Here is a 15249-nt window from a genome sequence, read left to right on the forward strand (position 1 = left end):
GAGCCCCCATGGCCCGTTCCCCAAGTGAAACCCTCGACCTGCCGGTCCTGCCGCTGCGCGACGTAGTGGTGTTCCCGCACATGGTCATCCCGCTGTTCGTCGGCCGTGACAAGTCCATGCACGCGCTTGAACAGGCAATGGAAGCGGACAAGCGCATCCTGCTGCTGGCGCAGAAGTCGGCCGAGACCGACGACCCGCATGCGGCCGACCTCTACCAGGTCGGTACGCTGGCGCAGGTGCTGCAGCTGCTGAAGCTGCCCGACGGCACCATCAAGGTGCTGGTCGAAGGCCTGTCGCGCGTGCAGGTGACCCACGTCGACGAGCGCAACGGCTCGCTGCACGGCCAGGCCGTGGAGATCGATGCCACCGACGAGCGCGAAGCCCGCGAGGTCGAGGCGATCGCGCGCTCGCTGATGTCGCTGTTCGAGCAGTACGTCAAGACCAACCGCAAGCTGCCGCCGGAACTGCTGCAGACGCTGTCGGGCATCGACGAGCCGGCCCGCCTGGCCGACACCATCGCCGCCCACATCAGCGTGCGCCTGGCCGACAAGCAGCGCCTGCTGGAAACGCTGGCCGTGAGCGACCGCCTGGAGATGCTGGTCGGCCTGGTCGATGGCGAGATCGATGTGCAGCAGATGGAGAAGCGCATCCGCGGCCGCGTGAAGTCGCAGATGGAGAAGAGCCAGCGCGAGTACTACCTCAACGAACAGATGAAGGCCATCCAGAAGGAACTGGGTGACCTGGACGACGCGCCGGGCGAGCTGGAAGAGCTGGCCCGCAAGATCGCCGAAGCCGGCATGCCGAAGGCCGTTGAAGCCAAGGCGCGCAACGAACTGAACAAGCTCAAGCAGATGTCGCCGATGTCGGCTGAAGCAGCGGTCGTGCGCAACTACCTGGAGTGGCTGCTGGGCGTGCCGTGGAAGAAGCGCAGCAAGGTGCGCAAGGACCTGAAGGCCGCGCAGGACACCCTCGACGCCGATCACTACGGGCTGGAGAAGGTCAAGGAACGCATCCTTGAGTACCTGGCGGTGCAGTCGCGCGTGAAGCAGATGAAGGGCCCGATCCTGTGCCTGGTCGGGCCGCCGGGCGTGGGCAAGACCTCGCTGGGGCAGTCCATCGCCAAGGCCACCAACCGCAAGTTCGTGCGCATGTCGCTGGGCGGCGTGCGCGATGAAGCCGAGATCCGTGGCCACCGTCGTACCTATGTGGGTTCGATGCCGGGCCGCATCGTGCAGAACCTCAACAAGGTCGGCAGCAAGAACCCGCTGTTCGTGCTCGACGAGATCGACAAGATGTCGATGGATTTCCGCGGCGATCCGTCGTCGGCGCTGCTGGAAGTGCTCGACCCGGAGCAGAACAACGCGTTCAACGACCACTACCTGGAAGTGGACCTGGACCTGTCCGAAGTGATGTTCGTGGCCACCTCGAACTCGCTGAACATCCCGGGCCCGCTGCTGGACCGCATGGAAGTGATCCGCATCCCCGGCTACACCGAGGATGAGAAGCTCAACATCGCCACCCGCTACCTGGTGCCGAAGCAGATCAAGGCCAACGGCCTGCAGCCGGAAGAACTGGAGATCGGCAGCGATGCCATCCAGGACATCGTGCGTTACTACACGCGCGAATCGGGTGTGCGCAACCTGGAACGCGAGATCGCCAAGATCTGCCGCAAGGTGGTGAAGGAGATCGCGCTGGCCGGCCCACAGCCAGTGAAGGCGAAGAAGGGTGCCAAGAAGAAGGCACTGGTGAGCGTGTCCAGCAAGAACCTGGACAAGTACCTGGGCGTGCGTCGCTTCGACTTCGGCCGTGCCGAGGAAGAGAACGAGATCGGCCTGGTCACCGGCCTGGCCTGGACCGAAGTCGGTGGCGATCTGCTGCAGATCGAATCGACGCTGGTGCCGGGCAAGGGCCAGCTGATCCTGACCGGCCAGCTCGGCAACGTGATGAAGGAATCGGCGTCGGCGGCGCTGTCGGTGGTGCGTTCGCGTGCGGTTGGCTTCGGCATCGACAGTGACTTCCTGCAGAAACACGACGTGCACCTGCACGTGCCCGATGGCGCCACGCCGAAGGACGGTCCGAGTGCCGGTGCGGCGATGGTCACCTCGCTGGTGTCGATGCTGACCAAGGTGCCGGTGCGCGCCGATGTGGCGATGACCGGCGAGATCACCCTGCGTGGCCGCGTCACCGCCATCGGTGGCCTGAAGGAGAAGCTGCTGGCCGCGCTGCGTGGCGGCATCCGCACGGTCATCATTCCGGAAGAGAACCGCAAGGACCTGGCCGACATCCCGGCCAACGTCACCCGCGACCTGAAGATCGTGCCGGTGAAGTACATCGAAGAAGTCCTCGACCTGGCACTTGAACGTCCGTTGGCACCCAAGAAGGCGCGCAAGAGTGCGCAGCGTGTCACGGTGCGCAGCAAGGCCAAACCGAGTGGAAGCGCGCGCGTCAAGCATTGACGCGCGCTGTCCAATGGCCCGAAACCCGCGTCGTTGCTGGCTTTCCAGCTTGCGTGGGGGTAGGGCCACTGGTATAAAAGCAGCACTCGCGAATGAGTGATCGCTGTCAGCGGTGACTGAATCGGCGAACCGTTTCCACATGGCGGCCGCATGCAGAAGGCGTGCGGTTGCTTCCCTGTCGAATAAGCGGAACCCACCGCCAAAGGAGTTGTAGAGAATGAACAAGACCGAATTGATCGATGCCGTTGCTGAAGCTGCCGACCTGACCAAGGCCGAGTCCAGCCGCGCTGTCGATGCCGTCGTTGCTGCCGTCACCAAGGCGCTGAAGGACGGCGATGCGGTCACCCTGGTTGGCTTCGGTACCTTCCAGGTCCGCGACCGTGCTGCACGCACCGGCCGCAACCCGAAGACCGGCGACACCATCAAGATCGCTGCTTCGAAGAATCCGTCGTTCAAGGCTGGTAAGGCCCTGAAGGATGCTGTAAACTAAGCGGCTCGCTGGGGTGCTTAGCTCAGCGGTAGAGCGTCTCCTTTACACGGAGAGGGTCGGGGGTTCGAAACCCTCAGCACCCACCACAGCACCGCGGTAAAAGTTTGAGTGTGGAGCGGTAGTTCAGCTGGTTAGAATGCTGGCCTGTCACGCCGGAGGTCGCGGGTTCGAGTCCCGTCCGCTCCGCCATTCAACGAGGCCTCCGGCCAAAAGCTGGAGGCTTTGTTTTCTTCCCGGTCCAGGCCGGCGGAAAACAAGAAAGGTAACAACGCGGAGCGGTAGTTCAGCTGGTTAGAATGCTGGCCTGTCACGCCGGAGGTCGCGGGTTCGAGTCCCGTCCGCTCCGCCATTACATCGAGGCCCCCGGTCTGAAGCCGGGGGCCTTGTCTTCTCCCCGGAAGGTTGGGGAAGAAGGCGAAAAGGTTTTTGCAAGAACGGAGCGGTAGTTCAGCTGGTTAGAATGCTGGCCTGTCACGCCGGAGGTCGCGGGTTCGAGTCCCGTCCGCTCCGCCAACTTTAAAAGCCCTCGGCATACGCCGGGGGCTTTTTCTTTGGTCTTCGCCAGGAAGCGCGCAGGCCGCGCCGGTGCTGCTTTTGGTCCCTGCGGCGAAGCGGGTTACACTGCCGGGCTCGCCAATCAGGCCTTGTGATTCCTCACCATGCTGCAGAAACTCCGCGACAAGACCTCAGGCTGGATCGTCACCGTGATCCTGGGGCTGCTGATGATTCCCTTCCTGTTCGTGATCGACAGCAGCTACCTCGGTGGCGTTGGCGCTCAGAACGTGGCCAAGGTTTCCGCACCTCCGACCTGGTGGCGTTCGGCGCCGTCGTGGTGGCCGGTGCGCATGCTGTGGCAGCACCACGAGATCAGCGCGCAGGATTTCCGCACCCGTTTCGAACAGGAGCGCATGCGTGAGCGCCAGCAGCAGGGCGAGAACTTCGACCCGCGCGCGTTCGAAAGCACCGAAAACAAGCTGGCCGTGCTCGACCAGCTGATCGACGAGCAGGTCGTGCGCCTGGTCGGCGAGCAGGCCGGCGTGGTGATTGGTGACGGCGCGGTGCGCGAGTACATCACCACCATCCCGGCCTTCCTCGATTCGAACGGCAAGTTCAACGAGAACAACTACCGCCTGGCGCTGGCCGGTGGCAATCCGCCGCGCACCCCGACCCAGTTCCAGGAACTGGTGCGTGAGAGCCTGCAGCAGTCGGTGATCCCGTCGGGCCTGCAGAATTCGGGCTTTGTCACCCAGTCCGAGACCGAGCGCCTGCTGAAGCTGCTGGGCGAGACCCGCGACGTCGAGCTGGCCGCGCTGCCGGAAGTGCCGGCCGATACCGCGCCGGTCACCGACGCGCAGATCAAGCAGTGGTATGACAGCCACGGCAAGGATTTCCGCCAGGCCGAGAGCGTCTCGCTGGAGTATGTCGAGATCAACGGCGCGAACCTGCCGGCACCGACCGCGGCCGACGAAGCCGCCCTGCGCAAGCGCTATGAAGACGAGAAGGCGAAGTTCACCTCGCCGGAGCAGCGCCAGGCCGCGCACATCCTGATCACCGGCGACGGTGCCGAAGCCAAGGCCAACAAGATTGCCGCCGAGGCCAAGGCCGCCGATGCTGACTTTGCCGCGCTGGCCAAGGCCAACTCGGAAGATCCGGGCTCGAAGGCGCAGGGCGGTGACCTGGGGTGGGTCGAGCGTGGCGCGATGGTCAAGCCGTTCGAGGACGCCCTGTTCGCTGCCAAGGCGGGCGAGGTGATCGGTCCGGTCAAGACCGACTTTGGTTACCACATCATCAAGGTGGCCGCCGTGCGCGGTGGCGAAGGCAAGTCGTTCGAGGAAGTGCGTGACACGCTGGCCGCCGAGCAGCTGAAGGCCGACGGCGAGCGCGGCTTCAACGAGCTGGCAGGCCGCCTGGTTGACGCCATCAACAAGAGCCCGAGCGATCTGGCCGCTGCAGCCAAGGAAGTGAAGCTGCCCCTGCAGACCCTGGGCCCGATCACCCGCGCCACCGCCAGCGGCATCGCCGCTGATCCGGCTGTGCTGCGCGCTGCTTTCTCCGACGTGCTGGTACAGGACGGTACCGCCAGCGATCCGATCGCCCTCGGTGGCGCGACCAACCACAGCGTGGTGATCCGCGTGGCCGCCCACACCCCGGAACAGGCGATGCCGTTGGACAAGGCGCGTGAGCAGGTGATTGCCGCGATCCGTGCCGACCGCCAGCGCCAGGCCAGCGACAAGGCCGCCGACGCAGTGCTGGCCAAGCTGAAGGCGGGTGCCACCCTGCAGTCGCTGGCTGCCAGCGAGAAGCTGCAGCTGAGCCCGATGCCGGGCCTGCCGCGCAGCCAGCCGGTACCGACCCCGGAAATCAACCGCGCGATCTTCAGCGCGCCGCTGCCGGCCGAAGGCAAGCCAAGCTACGGCAAGGTCGACGTCAACGGTCACGCGCTGCTGTTTGCGGTGAACAAGGTCAATCCGGGCGACATCAAGGAAGTGACTGCCGAGCAGCAGAAGCAGCTGAAGGACCAGCTGAGCCAGATCGACGGCATGGCTGCGGCCAAGGCCTACATCGAGGCGATGCGCAAGAAGTTCGTGGTCCAGACCACCGAAGCCAACCTGTAAGCCTCGCGGCGGGCAGGAACGAAAAGGCCCGGCATTGCCGGGCCTTTTTTGTGGAGCCGGTCGGCGCCGAACTTGCTCGATCGCCTTTTGTAGAGTCGAGCTTGCTCGACTGGATACACAAAAGCAGTCGAGCAAGCTCGACTCTACGGGCGATGTTTCGAGGGCAAGAAAAAAGCCGAGCGTGGGCTCGGCTCTATAGGGAGTGCCTGGCTGGTGCGTCAGTCTTCGACGCGCAATACAGCGCCCGGCTTCAGTACGCTGCTGCCGCTCAGCCCGTTCAGCGACAGCAGGGCCTTCACCGGCATGCCGTAGCGGCGTGCGATGGTCCAGGCCGACTCGCCATCACGCACGGTGTGGCGACGGCTGCGCGGGCGGTCGGCGATCGCGGCAACGGTCTTGGCGACCGTCGGGGTGGGAACCGCGGCGGCCACCGGGGCGACGCTGGCGACCAGTGCGGTCGCGGCCTCGGTCACCGTCGCATTGGCGGCCGAGACCGGCGCCAGTACGCGGGTGGTGCCGGAGGCGCGGCCACCGGATGCCAGGGCCGGGTTGAGGCGGGCGATCCGGGACGGGTCCAGGGCGCGCTGTGCGGCCCACTGCTGCACGCTGGTGCCCGCCGGCAGGGTGTGATCCTTCAGCACCGGCACGGTGCGGTCCAGCGAGGCCATCACGCCCGGCTGGTCTTCCACGTCTTCCAGCACGCAGGCCAGGGCATGCAGCTTCTCGACGTAGGCATGGGTGACCGGCGACAGGCCAGGCAGCGCTGAAGGCTTGGCGTTCTGCGCGTTCATGCCGGCCTTGCGCATGGATTGCAGCACGCGGTACTCACCGGCGTTGTAGGCCATGGTGGCCAGGCGCCAGTCGCCGCCGAACATGCCGTGCAGGGTCTTCAGGTAACGCACGGCAGCCTGGGTCGAATCGACCGCCGACAGGCGGCCATCGTAGCCGTTGGCCATCGGCACGCGGTGGTTGCGTGCGGTGGTGGCGATGAACTGCCACAGGCCGGTCGGGCCGCTGCCATTGCGGGCATTGGGCCGGTAGCCGCTTTCCACGAAGGGAATCAGTGCGAATTCGGTGGGCAGGTTGGCCTTGCGCAGCTCTTCCACCACGTACCCGAACAGCACCAGTGCATCGTCATCCTGGTTGGCCAGGCGCGAGGGGGCGTGGGCGAACTGCTTCTGCCAGCGCGGGCTGGTGGCCTCGGCGTCGCAGCTGGGTTCGGCCAGGCCGTCGCGGAAGCTGGTGAAGATCTCCTGGCCGTTGCGTACCGACGCGGCCGGCAGCGCGGACGGATCCAGCGGCAGGGCCGCAGCAGCGGTCAGGTTCTGGCTGATGCCGGCGCCCAGCGACTGCGCGCCCGCGGTTCCGGCCAGCCCCAGGGCAAGGCCCAGGGCCAGCGGCAGACTTCGGCGCATCATGCGCGGAAGCCGTCTTTCCAGTGCCGGAGACCGGCCATCACGTCGACGTCGTCCACGACGTCACGGCCCAGGTGTGCCGATACCGACGCACGGATCGGCGCCGCGTGCACACGCAGGAAGGGATTGCAGTCGAATTCGTTGGCCAGGGTTACCGGCAGGGTGGAACGGTCATCGCGGCGCATGGCCAAAGCCTCCTCTTGGCGCTGCCACAGGGCAGCGTTGGCGGGGTCGACATGCCGCGCGAAGACGGCATTTGACACGGTGTACTCGTGGGCGCAACAAAGCAGCAGTTGCGCGGGCAAGGTACCCAGCTTGCGCATCGATGCCAGCAGCTGGGACGGCGTACCTTCGAACAGACGTCCACAGCCCAGGCTGAACAACGAATCTCCGCTGAAAAGATGTTCAGCTGTGTGAAACGCGATATGGCTGCGGGTATGCCCGGGCACGGATAGTACGTGGAACGTCCGGCCCAGTGCCTGAACGCGTTCACCTTCGCCGACCCGTTCGGTGGCCGTGGGAATGCGTTCCTCAACCGGCGCGATGACCCGCACGCCGGGAAAACGGGCCTGCAGGGCCGGCACGCCGCCGATGTGGTCGTCGTGGTGGTGGGTGAGCAGGATCGTGTCCACGCGCAGGCCCTGATCGGCCAGCGCAAGCACCGGCGCAGCATCGCCGGGGTCGACGACCACGGCGGCGCCATCGTCGTCGATCAGCGTCCAGATGTAGTTATCCGCAAATGCGGGCAGGGCAGTCAGTCGCATAGAATTGGACCATGCCCGCCCTGCAGAGCACCCGTCAAGCGAGCCAGACCCCGTGGTTCGACAGTGAACCGGCGGCGGCCTTGCGCGTGCTGGAGCGGCAATTGCTGCTGCCGCAGCTGTCGGTGTTGCCGGCCCAGCCCTGGTTGTGGATCGCGCCGAGCGCGGCGTGGCTGGACGACGCGCAGCTGGGTGGGCGCGGCCTGCGACTGCACCGGCAGGGACACGGCTATGCCGGTGATACCCGCTGCGCGTTGCCGCTGCCGTTGGCCAACGAGAGCGTCAATGCAATCGTGCTGCAGCATGTCACCGCCGCCGATGCCGACCTGCTGCTCGACGAGTGCGAGCGCGTGCTGATGCCGGGCGGCCACCTGTGGCTGAGCAGCCTCAATCCGTTCAGCCCGTATCGCACGCGCTGGCGCCAGCACGGGCTGGTGGTGCGCACGCCGCAGCGGATCCGCCTGCTGCTGGGCCGCCATGGCCTGGAGTGCGACGATATGCGTTACCTCGGACCGCTGTGGCGGGGCGCCGGCAGCCGTGGCCCCGGGGGCTGGGCCCCCCTGCGCGCGGCCTGCCTGTTCCATGCGGAAAAACGCACGCTGGCCCTGCCCGGGCCGAAACCGCTGCCGGTGCGATGGCACGGCACCGTAGCTACCTGATCTGGAGTTGTATTGAAAACCATTGAAATCCACACCGACGGTTCCTGCCTGGGTAATCCTGGCCCCGGCGGCTGGGCGGCCTTGCTGCGCTACAAGGGGCATGAGCGCGAACTGAGCGGTGGCGAAGCGCACACCACCAACAACCGGATGGAGCTGATGGCGGCCATTTCCGGGTTGGAGACGCTGACCGAGCCGTGCAATATCGTGCTCTACACCGATTCGCAGTACGTGCGGCAGGGGCTGACGCAGTGGATGCCGGGCTGGATCCGCAAGAACTGGAAAACCGCTGGCGGTGACCCGGTGAAGAACCGTGAACTGTGGGAGCGGCTGCATGCAGCGACGCTGCGGCACCAGATCGACTGGCGCTGGGTGAAGGGGCACTCCGGTGACCCGGACAACGAGCGGGTCGACACGCTGGCCCGCAACGCGGCGATCCAGATCCGCGACTCCAGCCCGGTAAACTGAGCCCATGCGTCAGATCATCCTTGATACCGAAACCACCGGCCTGGAGTGGAGAAAGGGCAACCGCATCGTCGAAATCGGCTGCGTGGAGCTGTTCAAGCGTCGCCCGACCGGCAACAACTACCACCAGTACATCAAGCCGGACTGTGAGTTCGAACAGGGCGCGCAGGAAGTCACCGGGCTGACCCTGGAGTTCCTCGACGACAAGCCCGACTTCGCGCAGATCGCCGACGAGTTCCTGGCCTTCATCGATGGCGCCGAGCTGATCATCCACAACGCGGCGTTCGACCTGGGCTTCCTCGACAACGAGTTGTCGCTGCTGGGTCCGCAGTACGGGAAGATCACCGACCGCTGCACGGTGATCGATACCCTGGCAATGGCGCGCGAGCGCTTCCCGGGCCAGCGCAACTCGCTGGATGCGTTGTGCAAGCGGCTGGGCGTGGACAATTCGCACCGCGCGTTGCACGGCGGCCTGCTCGATGCGCAGATCCTGGGCGATGTCTACATCGCGCTGACCTCGGGCCAGGAAGAGATTGGCTTCGGCCTCGGAGACGAGGACGGTGGTGGCGCGGGTGCAGCGCTGCAGGCGTTCCATACCAGCAAGCTATTGCCGCGGCCGCGGGTGATGGCCACGGCGTCGGAGCAGGAAGCGCATGCCGCGCGCCTGGAACGCCTGCGCAAGAAGGCCGGCCACGCGTTGTGGGATGGCCCGAAGGTGGAAGAGCCCGCCAGCGCGTAATCGTTCGGGGCTGCCGGCCAGCGGCCGGCACTACCGCATCCACGCATGGCGTGGATCTACGGATTAATGGCAGCGCACCAGGATCACGCTGATGTTGTCGCGACCGCCGCCGTCGAGCGCGGCCGCGACCAGCGTGTCCACGCATTCCTGCGCGCTGGCGTCCTCAAGCGCCAACGTGCGGGCGATGGCGCGGTCATCGACTTCCTCGGTCAGGCCGTCGCTGCACAGCAGCAACTGCATGCCCGGGCGCAGTTCGCCGCTGGTGGTGGCCACGTTCAGATGAGCGGGATCGGTCACGCCCAACGCCTGGGTGACCACGTTGCGATGCGGATGCGCGCGCGCCTGTTCGGCGGTCAGGTTGCCCTGCGCGACCAGTTCCTGCACCACGCTGTGGTCCTGGCTGAGCTGGGCCAGCTGGCCATTGCGCCACAGGTAGGCGCGACTGTCGCCCACCCACGCCACTTCATAGCGGTTGCCCTGCACGCGGGCGGCGACGACGGTTGTACCCATCGGCAGGGTGTCGTTGCGCCGGCGCGAGGCACGGATGATTTCCTCGTCCGCGGTGCGGATGGCCTGCGGCAGCAGGGCGCCACGTCGGATCTCGCGCACGATGGTTTCGCGGGCGAGCGCGCTGGCGACCTCGCCGCAGGCGTGGCCGCCCATGCCGTCAGCCACCAGCCACAGGGCCAGCTCACTGTCACCGTAGTAGGTGTCCTCGTTGAGCTCGCGGCGCATGCCGGGGTGGGTGAGGTGTCCGAATTCGATCATGTGGGCGGGGGCGGGGTAATGCTGGGGAGACAGGCATCATCGGGTGGCTGCAGGCATCCGGCAAGGCGTGCGCCCAGGAAATTTTCACTTCATTGGCCGCAATGACTTGTCGTCGGCCTCACTTCCTCGTATGATGCGCGTCCCCGGTCCGCCGGGGACCACCCGGAGAGGTGGCAGAGTGGTTGAATGTACCTGACTCGAAATCAGGCAGGCGTTTATAGCGCCTCGGGGGTTCGAATCCCCCCCTCTCCGCCAGATAAAGAAAAAAGCCGCCCACTGGGCGGCTTTTTTCTTTATCTGGCTGGGGATGCGCCGCGCTCTGCGCGTCGCCCCACGTTGTTGGCCTCTCCCCGGTAGATCCAGGCCATGCGTGGATGCTGTTCCTGCCGAGCTGAATCATCCACGCATGGCGTGGATCTACCCGTTCCATCGCGAGCTGCGGGTTAAACTGCCTGCATCACCTGCTGGAGCTTTCCCCATGACCGCTGAAATTCTCGTGCCCGTTTCTTTCGGCGAGCTGCTGGACAAGATCTCGATCCTGCAGATCAAGTCCGAGCGCATCAGCGACGAGGGCAAGCTGGCCAACGTGCGCAAGGAACTGTCGGCGCTGGAGCAGACCTGGATGGCGCACCCGGCGGCGGTGAAGGACATCGCCAAGCTGCGTGCCGAGCTGAAGGCGGTCAATGAGCAGCTGTGGGACATCGAGGACGACATCCGGCTGAAGGAGAAGGCGCAGGCCTTCGACCAGGGCTTCGTCGACCTGGCGCGCAGCGTCTACCTGCGCAACGACGAGCGCGCGCGCATCAAGAAGGCGATCAACCTGGCGCTGGGTTCGGCCTACGTGGAAGAGAAGTCGTACCAGGATTACACGCAGCGCGCGTAATCCCGGCCAAGCGCTAGATCCACGCCATGCGTGGATGGAGCCTGTCGCTCACCCCAGTTGGTCGGCCACGTAGCGTTCGAAGGCGGCGATGCCGTCCTCGACGGTGATCAGTTCCATCACGTCGTCGAACTCGATCTTGGTGCCCCACTTCAGGTCGTCGGCCTGCTTGCCGAGGTACTTGCGCGCGGCGTCGTCGTAGCGGTCCACGCAATAACGGCGGTCCGAGTACGGGCCGCTGCGGTGCGGATTGCTGGCCGCATGCAGGCCCAGAACTTTCGCGCCCATTGCGTTGGCGATGTGCATCGGGCCGGAATCCGGCGTCATCACCAGGTTGGCGCGCGCCAGCAGGGCCGGCAGCTGCTTGAGCGTGTCCTTGCCGACCAGGTCCAGTGCGGGGGTATGCAGCTGTGCCTGGATGGCATCGGCCATGCTGCGCTCCAGTTCACTGCGGCCGCCGCACAGCACCACTTGCCAGCCACGCTGTACGGCGTGGTTGGCTACAGCGGCATAGCGATCGGCGTACCAGTTGCGGCGCACGTGGCTGGAGCACGGCGAGATCATCAGCACCGGGCGGCCATCGTCCTGCCATTGCGCGGCGGCCCAGTCGAACGCCGACTGCGGCGTGGCCAGGTCCCAGCTGACGTCGGTCTGGCGCAGCCCCAGCGGTTCGCAGAAGCTGCCGATCGCATCGAGCACGTGGATGCCCGGGCGGTCGGGAATGCGCTCGTTGATGAAGAGCCCGTGCAGGTCCTTGGAGCGGCTGCGGTCGTAGCCGATGCGGCGCTCGGCCGGAATGAAGGCCGACAGCAGGTTGGCGCGGAACGCGACCTGCATCTGCAGCAGCGCTTCGAAACGTCCCGGTGGCAGCTGTCTGCGCAGCTCCTTGACACCGGCCATGCCGCTCTTCTTGTCGTAGGCATGGAAGGTGACGCCCGGCAGGCCATCAAGCAGCTTGTGCCCGGCCTTGTCGATGATCCAGTGGATCGGCGTATCCGGGCGCGCGGCCTGCAGGGTGCGCACCAGGGGCACCACGTGGGTGACATCGCCGAGTGCGGACAGGCGCAGGAGGCACAAGGAAGAGGACGCTGATGCCATGTGTTGTTAGACTCAATGAAATGGTCGCATTCGACGCCAATGAAGCGCTGACGCCATGCCGCGAGGGTCGCGGCATCGGGGCCATTCTGTTCGACCGCGAGCGGCTGCGGCAAGCCGAGGTCGGCCTGTTCTCGCCCCAGCACTGGGGCAGCAAGGCCCGGCCGGTCGGTGAGGGCGGCCGCGGCAGCGCCTGGTTCATCGATGCGCCGTTCGGCGCCAGCGTGCTGCGCCACTACCTGCGAGGTGGTCTGGCGGCGAAGATCAGCCACGACCAGTATCTCTGGCGGGGCTCGGACCGCACCCGCAGCTTTGCTGAATTCCGGCTGATGCGGGCGCTGCGCGAGAAGAAACTGCCGGTGCCACGGCCGATCGCCGCGTTCTACATGCGTGAGGGCCTGCGCTACCGCGCCGCGATCCTGATGGAGCGCATCGAGGGTGTGCGCTCGCTGGCCGACCGCGCGCTGGTCGCTGGCCGGGGCGCGCCGTGGGAGGAGACCGGGCGGCTGATCGCCCGCTTCCACCGTGCCGGGCTGGACCATGCCGATCTCAATGCGCACAACATCCTGTTCGATGGCAACGGCCATGGCTGGCTGATCGACTTCGACCGCGGGGTCATCCGCATCCCCGCCACCGCGTGGCGCGAGCGCAACCTCAAGCGCCTGCTGCGTTCGCTGATCAAGCTGCGCGGCGAGCGCAGCGTGGAAGACGTGCAGAAGGACTACGCGCGGCTGCGCCGCGCCTATGACATGGCCTGGAACCGGGGCACCTGATGGACTGGTCGTTGCGTTTCCTCGGCGTCGGCAATGCGTCGGCGGTCGAGCTGGGCTCGCCGATGTCGGTGATCGAGCGCGATGGCCGGCCGTGGCTGACCATCGACTGTGGCGGCGAAGGACTGACCGCGTTCAAGGCCCACTACGGGCATATGCCGCAGGCGCTGTTCGTCACCCACGTGCACCTGGACCATGTGGCCGGCTTCGAACGGTTGTTCGTGGATACCTTCTTCAGCGCGCAGCGGCGCGGCAAGGTGCGCCTGTACGTGCCGGCCACCGTGGTGCCGTTGCTGCACAAGCGTATCGGCGATTACCCGAACGTGCTGGCCGAGGGCGGTGCCAACTTCTGGGATGCCTTCCAGCTGATCGTGGTGGGTGAGGCGTTCTGGCACGAGGGGGTACGGCTGGAGGTCTTCCCGGTGCGCCACCACTGGCCGGAGACGGCCTATGGCCTGCGCCTGCAGGGCGCGCTGACCTGGAGCGGCGATACCCGGCCGATTCCGGAGATGCTGGCCCGCTACGCCAATGACAATGAACTGATCGCCCACGACTGCGGCCTGCACGGCAACCCGTCGCATACCGGCGTGGCCGATCTGGAGCGCGAGTACAGCGCCGAACTGCAGGCGCGGATGATGCTGTATCACTATGCCAGCGTGGCCGACGGCCAAGCGCTGGCCGCGCGCGGGCACCGCGTGGCGCAGCCGGGGCAGTGCGTGCCGCTGGCGGCCCCGACCGCGCCGCACGTGCTGGCGCAGGATCCGCCGTGAACATCTGCGGCCAGCCTGCTGATGCAGCGCTGGCGGCTGAACTGGAGGCTCTGGAACGCGCGCTGCACACCCCGCAGGTGCGGGGGGATCGTGCGCGCCTGGCGGAACTGCTGGATGAGGATTTCAGCGAGATCGGCAGCTCCGGCCAGTGCTACGGCCGTGCGGCGGCGCTGGCGGAAATTCCGCTGGAGCGGGCGCAGGTGTTGATCGAGTCGGAACAGTTCGCGGTGCGGCTGTTGGCCGATGGTCTGGCCCAGGTGCGCTACCGCAGCCGCTATCACGTGGAGGGCCTCGCGCAACCCTGGGTGCTGCGCAGTTCGCTGTGGCGCCGGCATGGGCAACGCTGGCGGATGCTGTTCCACCAGGGCACGCCCGAGGCACGGTAGCGCCGGGCCATGCCGGGCGAAGCATGTGAAGCCGGGGTCAGATCCCTTTCCCATGCAAAGAGATCTGACCCCAGTGCAGAAAAGGCGATGGCCCCGCCGGCTGACCTCGGCGCCCGCGTCGATCGATACCGTTGCTGCCTTCCGGCCCTGGCGGGATTTTCGACCTAGCGTCGCGAGGGGCCGACGGGGCCACCATAGAGACGTTGGCCGCCCGGTGGGCGGCCAGTTCACGGATCAGGGGAAGCAGCGCGCGATGCGCCAGAGACCACAGCCGGACTGCACATCGGCTGTCCGATGGCAGACGCGCATTCTAGCGCACGCAGGTGCATCGACGCCAGCTTCACGCGCTGAATCGGCTGTAACCCGCTCCCGGCCACGGCGGCCGGGGCCAGCCCCCGTTGCTAGAATGCGGGCCTGGAGGAACGGCCTCCCCCACATCGGGAATCAATGACCAGGACGGCCTGGCCCTACCAAGAGGAGGGCCGTCATGGCCTGGATCTATCTGTTGTTCGCCGGCCTGCTGGAAATCGTCTGGGCCGTGTCCATGAAGCAGTCCGAAGGCTTCACCCGGCTCACCCCCACCGTGGTCACCATCGTCGGCATGATCGCCAGCTTCTGGCTGCTGGCCGTGGCCATGCGCAGCCTGCCGCTGGGTACCGCCTACACGATCTGGACCGGCATCGGCGCGGTCGGCGCGTTCGTGGTCGGCATCGTGTTTCTCGGCGAGCAGGTCAGCCCGATGCGGATCGGCGCAGCGGTGCTTATCGTTTCTGGCCTGGTTTTAATGAAACTCTCCAGCACGTGAAGGTTTATCGGGGCGCGATTTATCCAGGCCCCGGCCGGTTTGCTGTGAATATGCAATGCGCATATTCGGCAAAATAGATTTATTAACCCATTTTATTTGACGTACGTCATAAAAATTATGTGGGTGATTCACGCGGCACTGTCGGCATCCGTCGCACAGTGCCGCCATTCGTCAAGCG

At 66.0% G+C, this 15249-nt stretch carries 15 protein-coding genes, 5 tRNA genes and 1 other RNA gene; 16 read left to right on the forward strand and 5 right to left on the reverse strand.

Translation table 11 applies throughout. The annotated features are described in order from the left end of the window. The first annotated feature begins 8 nt into the window (after positions 1 to 8). The 7 genes from lon to ACMZPQ_RS16705 all read left to right on the forward strand — a co-directional run bounded on the left by lon (position 9) and on the right by ACMZPQ_RS16705 (position 5561). Positions 9 to 2456 (forward strand): endopeptidase La, encoded by a 2448-nt coding sequence (lon, locus tag ACMZPQ_RS16675; RefSeq protein WP_197583250.1) that lies wholly within the window; start codon positions 9 to 11, stop codon positions 2454 to 2456. Positions 2457 to 2673: 217 nt separating this feature from the next. Continuing rightward, the gene (gene hbs, locus ACMZPQ_RS16680) at positions 2674 to 2946 is read left to right on the forward strand and encodes a non-specific DNA-binding protein Hbs (RefSeq protein ID WP_004146343.1); all 273 of its coding nucleotides are present in this window, start codon (positions 2674 to 2676) and stop codon (positions 2944 to 2946) included. 11 nt (positions 2947 to 2957) lie between these two features. Next, positions 2958 to 3032, forward strand: a tRNA-Val gene (locus ACMZPQ_RS16685). A gap of 26 nt (positions 3033 to 3058) precedes the next feature. Continuing rightward, positions 3059 to 3135 (forward strand) — tRNA-Asp (locus ACMZPQ_RS16690). 83 nt (positions 3136 to 3218) lie between these two features. Next, positions 3219 to 3295: transfer RNA gene (locus tag ACMZPQ_RS16695), tRNA-Asp, on the forward strand. Between the two features lie 87 nt (positions 3296 to 3382). After that, a tRNA-Asp gene (locus tag ACMZPQ_RS16700) sits at positions 3383 to 3459 on the forward strand. A 146-nt stretch (positions 3460 to 3605) separates the two neighbouring features. After that, on the forward strand, positions 3606 to 5561 hold the full coding sequence (locus ACMZPQ_RS16705) for a peptidyl-prolyl cis-trans isomerase (protein ID WP_197583249.1): 1956 nt from the start codon (positions 3606 to 3608) through the stop codon (positions 5559 to 5561). Positions 5562 to 5779: 218 nt separating this feature from the next. Here the strand turns inward: ACMZPQ_RS16705 and ACMZPQ_RS16710 are convergent, their stop codons facing one another. Next, entirely contained in the window at positions 5780 to 6979 is a 1200-nt protein-coding gene (locus ACMZPQ_RS16710) for a lytic transglycosylase domain-containing protein (protein WP_197580344.1), read from the reverse strand. Further along, positions 6976 to 7740 (reverse strand): hydroxyacylglutathione hydrolase, encoded by a 765-nt coding sequence (gene gloB, locus ACMZPQ_RS16715; RefSeq protein ID WP_197580343.1) that lies wholly within the window; start codon positions 7738 to 7740, stop codon positions 6976 to 6978. Before gloB ends, ACMZPQ_RS16710 begins: the two co-directional genes overlap by 4 nt. Before the next feature lie 11 nt (positions 7741 to 7751). Here gloB and ACMZPQ_RS16720 point away from each other — a divergent pair, with 11 nt between their 5' ends. From ACMZPQ_RS16720 to dnaQ, 3 genes are read left to right on the forward strand one after another with little or no spacing between them, the layout of a single operon-like run. Next, positions 7752 to 8396 carry a class I SAM-dependent methyltransferase gene (locus ACMZPQ_RS16720; RefSeq protein WP_197580342.1) on the forward strand — a complete coding sequence of 215 codons (645 nt, stop codon included), beginning with the start codon at positions 7752 to 7754 and terminating at the stop codon, positions 8394 to 8396. A 12-nt stretch (positions 8397 to 8408) separates the two neighbouring features. Next, positions 8409 to 8861 (forward strand): ribonuclease HI, encoded by a 453-nt coding sequence (rnhA, locus tag ACMZPQ_RS16725; protein WP_014036151.1) that lies wholly within the window; start codon positions 8409 to 8411, stop codon positions 8859 to 8861. Between the two features lie 4 nt (positions 8862 to 8865). Then, on the forward strand, positions 8866 to 9597 hold the full coding sequence (dnaQ, locus tag ACMZPQ_RS16730) for a DNA polymerase III subunit epsilon (protein WP_197580341.1): 732 nt from the start codon (positions 8866 to 8868) through the stop codon (positions 9595 to 9597). A 63-nt stretch (positions 9598 to 9660) separates the two neighbouring features. Here the strand turns inward: dnaQ and ACMZPQ_RS16735 are convergent, their stop codons facing one another. Beyond that, positions 9661 to 10365, reverse strand: coding sequence for a protein phosphatase 2C domain-containing protein (locus ACMZPQ_RS16735; RefSeq protein WP_197580340.1), 705 nt, complete (start codon positions 10363 to 10365; stop codon positions 9661 to 9663). Between the two features lie 164 nt (positions 10366 to 10529). On the opposite strand from ACMZPQ_RS16735, the gene ACMZPQ_RS16740 reads away from it, so the two are divergent. Both ACMZPQ_RS16740 and ACMZPQ_RS16745 read left to right on the forward strand, forming a co-directional pair. Further along, a tRNA-Ser gene (locus tag ACMZPQ_RS16740) sits at positions 10530 to 10620 on the forward strand. A gap of 223 nt (positions 10621 to 10843) precedes the next feature. Beyond that, positions 10844 to 11248 carry a DUF6165 family protein gene (locus tag ACMZPQ_RS16745; protein ID WP_040008687.1) on the forward strand — a complete coding sequence of 135 codons (405 nt, stop codon included), beginning with the start codon at positions 10844 to 10846 and terminating at the stop codon, positions 11246 to 11248. A 48-nt stretch (positions 11249 to 11296) separates the two neighbouring features. On the opposite strand, the gene ACMZPQ_RS16750 is transcribed toward ACMZPQ_RS16745, so the two are convergent. Then, positions 11297 to 12343 (reverse strand): glycosyltransferase family 9 protein, encoded by a 1047-nt coding sequence (locus ACMZPQ_RS16750; RefSeq protein WP_197580339.1) that lies wholly within the window; start codon positions 12341 to 12343, stop codon positions 11297 to 11299. Positions 12344 to 12363: 20 nt separating this feature from the next. Here ACMZPQ_RS16750 and ACMZPQ_RS16755 point away from each other — a divergent pair, with 20 nt between their 5' ends. From ACMZPQ_RS16755 to ACMZPQ_RS16765, 3 genes are read left to right on the forward strand one after another with little or no spacing between them, the layout of a single operon-like run. Further along, positions 12364 to 13113 carry a 3-deoxy-D-manno-octulosonic acid kinase gene (locus tag ACMZPQ_RS16755; RefSeq protein ID WP_197580338.1) on the forward strand — a complete coding sequence of 250 codons (750 nt, stop codon included), beginning with the start codon at positions 12364 to 12366 and terminating at the stop codon, positions 13111 to 13113. Further along, positions 13113 to 13880 carry an MBL fold metallo-hydrolase gene (locus ACMZPQ_RS16760; RefSeq protein WP_197580337.1) on the forward strand — a complete coding sequence of 256 codons (768 nt, stop codon included), beginning with the start codon at positions 13113 to 13115 and terminating at the stop codon, positions 13878 to 13880. The genes ACMZPQ_RS16755 and ACMZPQ_RS16760 overlap by 1 nt, the downstream gene beginning before the upstream one ends. Beyond that, positions 13877 to 14266 carry a nuclear transport factor 2 family protein gene (locus tag ACMZPQ_RS16765; RefSeq protein WP_197580336.1) on the forward strand — a complete coding sequence of 130 codons (390 nt, stop codon included), beginning with the start codon at positions 13877 to 13879 and terminating at the stop codon, positions 14264 to 14266. Before ACMZPQ_RS16760 ends, ACMZPQ_RS16765 begins: the two co-directional genes overlap by 4 nt. Positions 14267 to 14356: 90 nt before the next feature. Here ACMZPQ_RS16765 and ffs read toward each other — a convergent pair. Continuing rightward, positions 14357 to 14453, reverse strand: an RNA gene (ffs, locus tag ACMZPQ_RS16770) — signal recognition particle sRNA small type. A 300-nt stretch (positions 14454 to 14753) separates the two neighbouring features. Here ffs and ACMZPQ_RS16775 point away from each other — a divergent pair. Next, a complete protein-coding gene (locus tag ACMZPQ_RS16775; protein WP_008265478.1) occupies positions 14754 to 15071 on the forward strand; it encodes a DMT family transporter in 318 nt (105 codons plus the stop codon). Positions 15072 to 15249 lie beyond the last annotated feature (178 nt).

Origin of the sequence: Stenotrophomonas maltophilia (assembly GCF_047497515.2) — a bacterium.
Taxonomy (GTDB): domain Bacteria; phylum Pseudomonadota; class Gammaproteobacteria; order Xanthomonadales; family Xanthomonadaceae; genus Stenotrophomonas.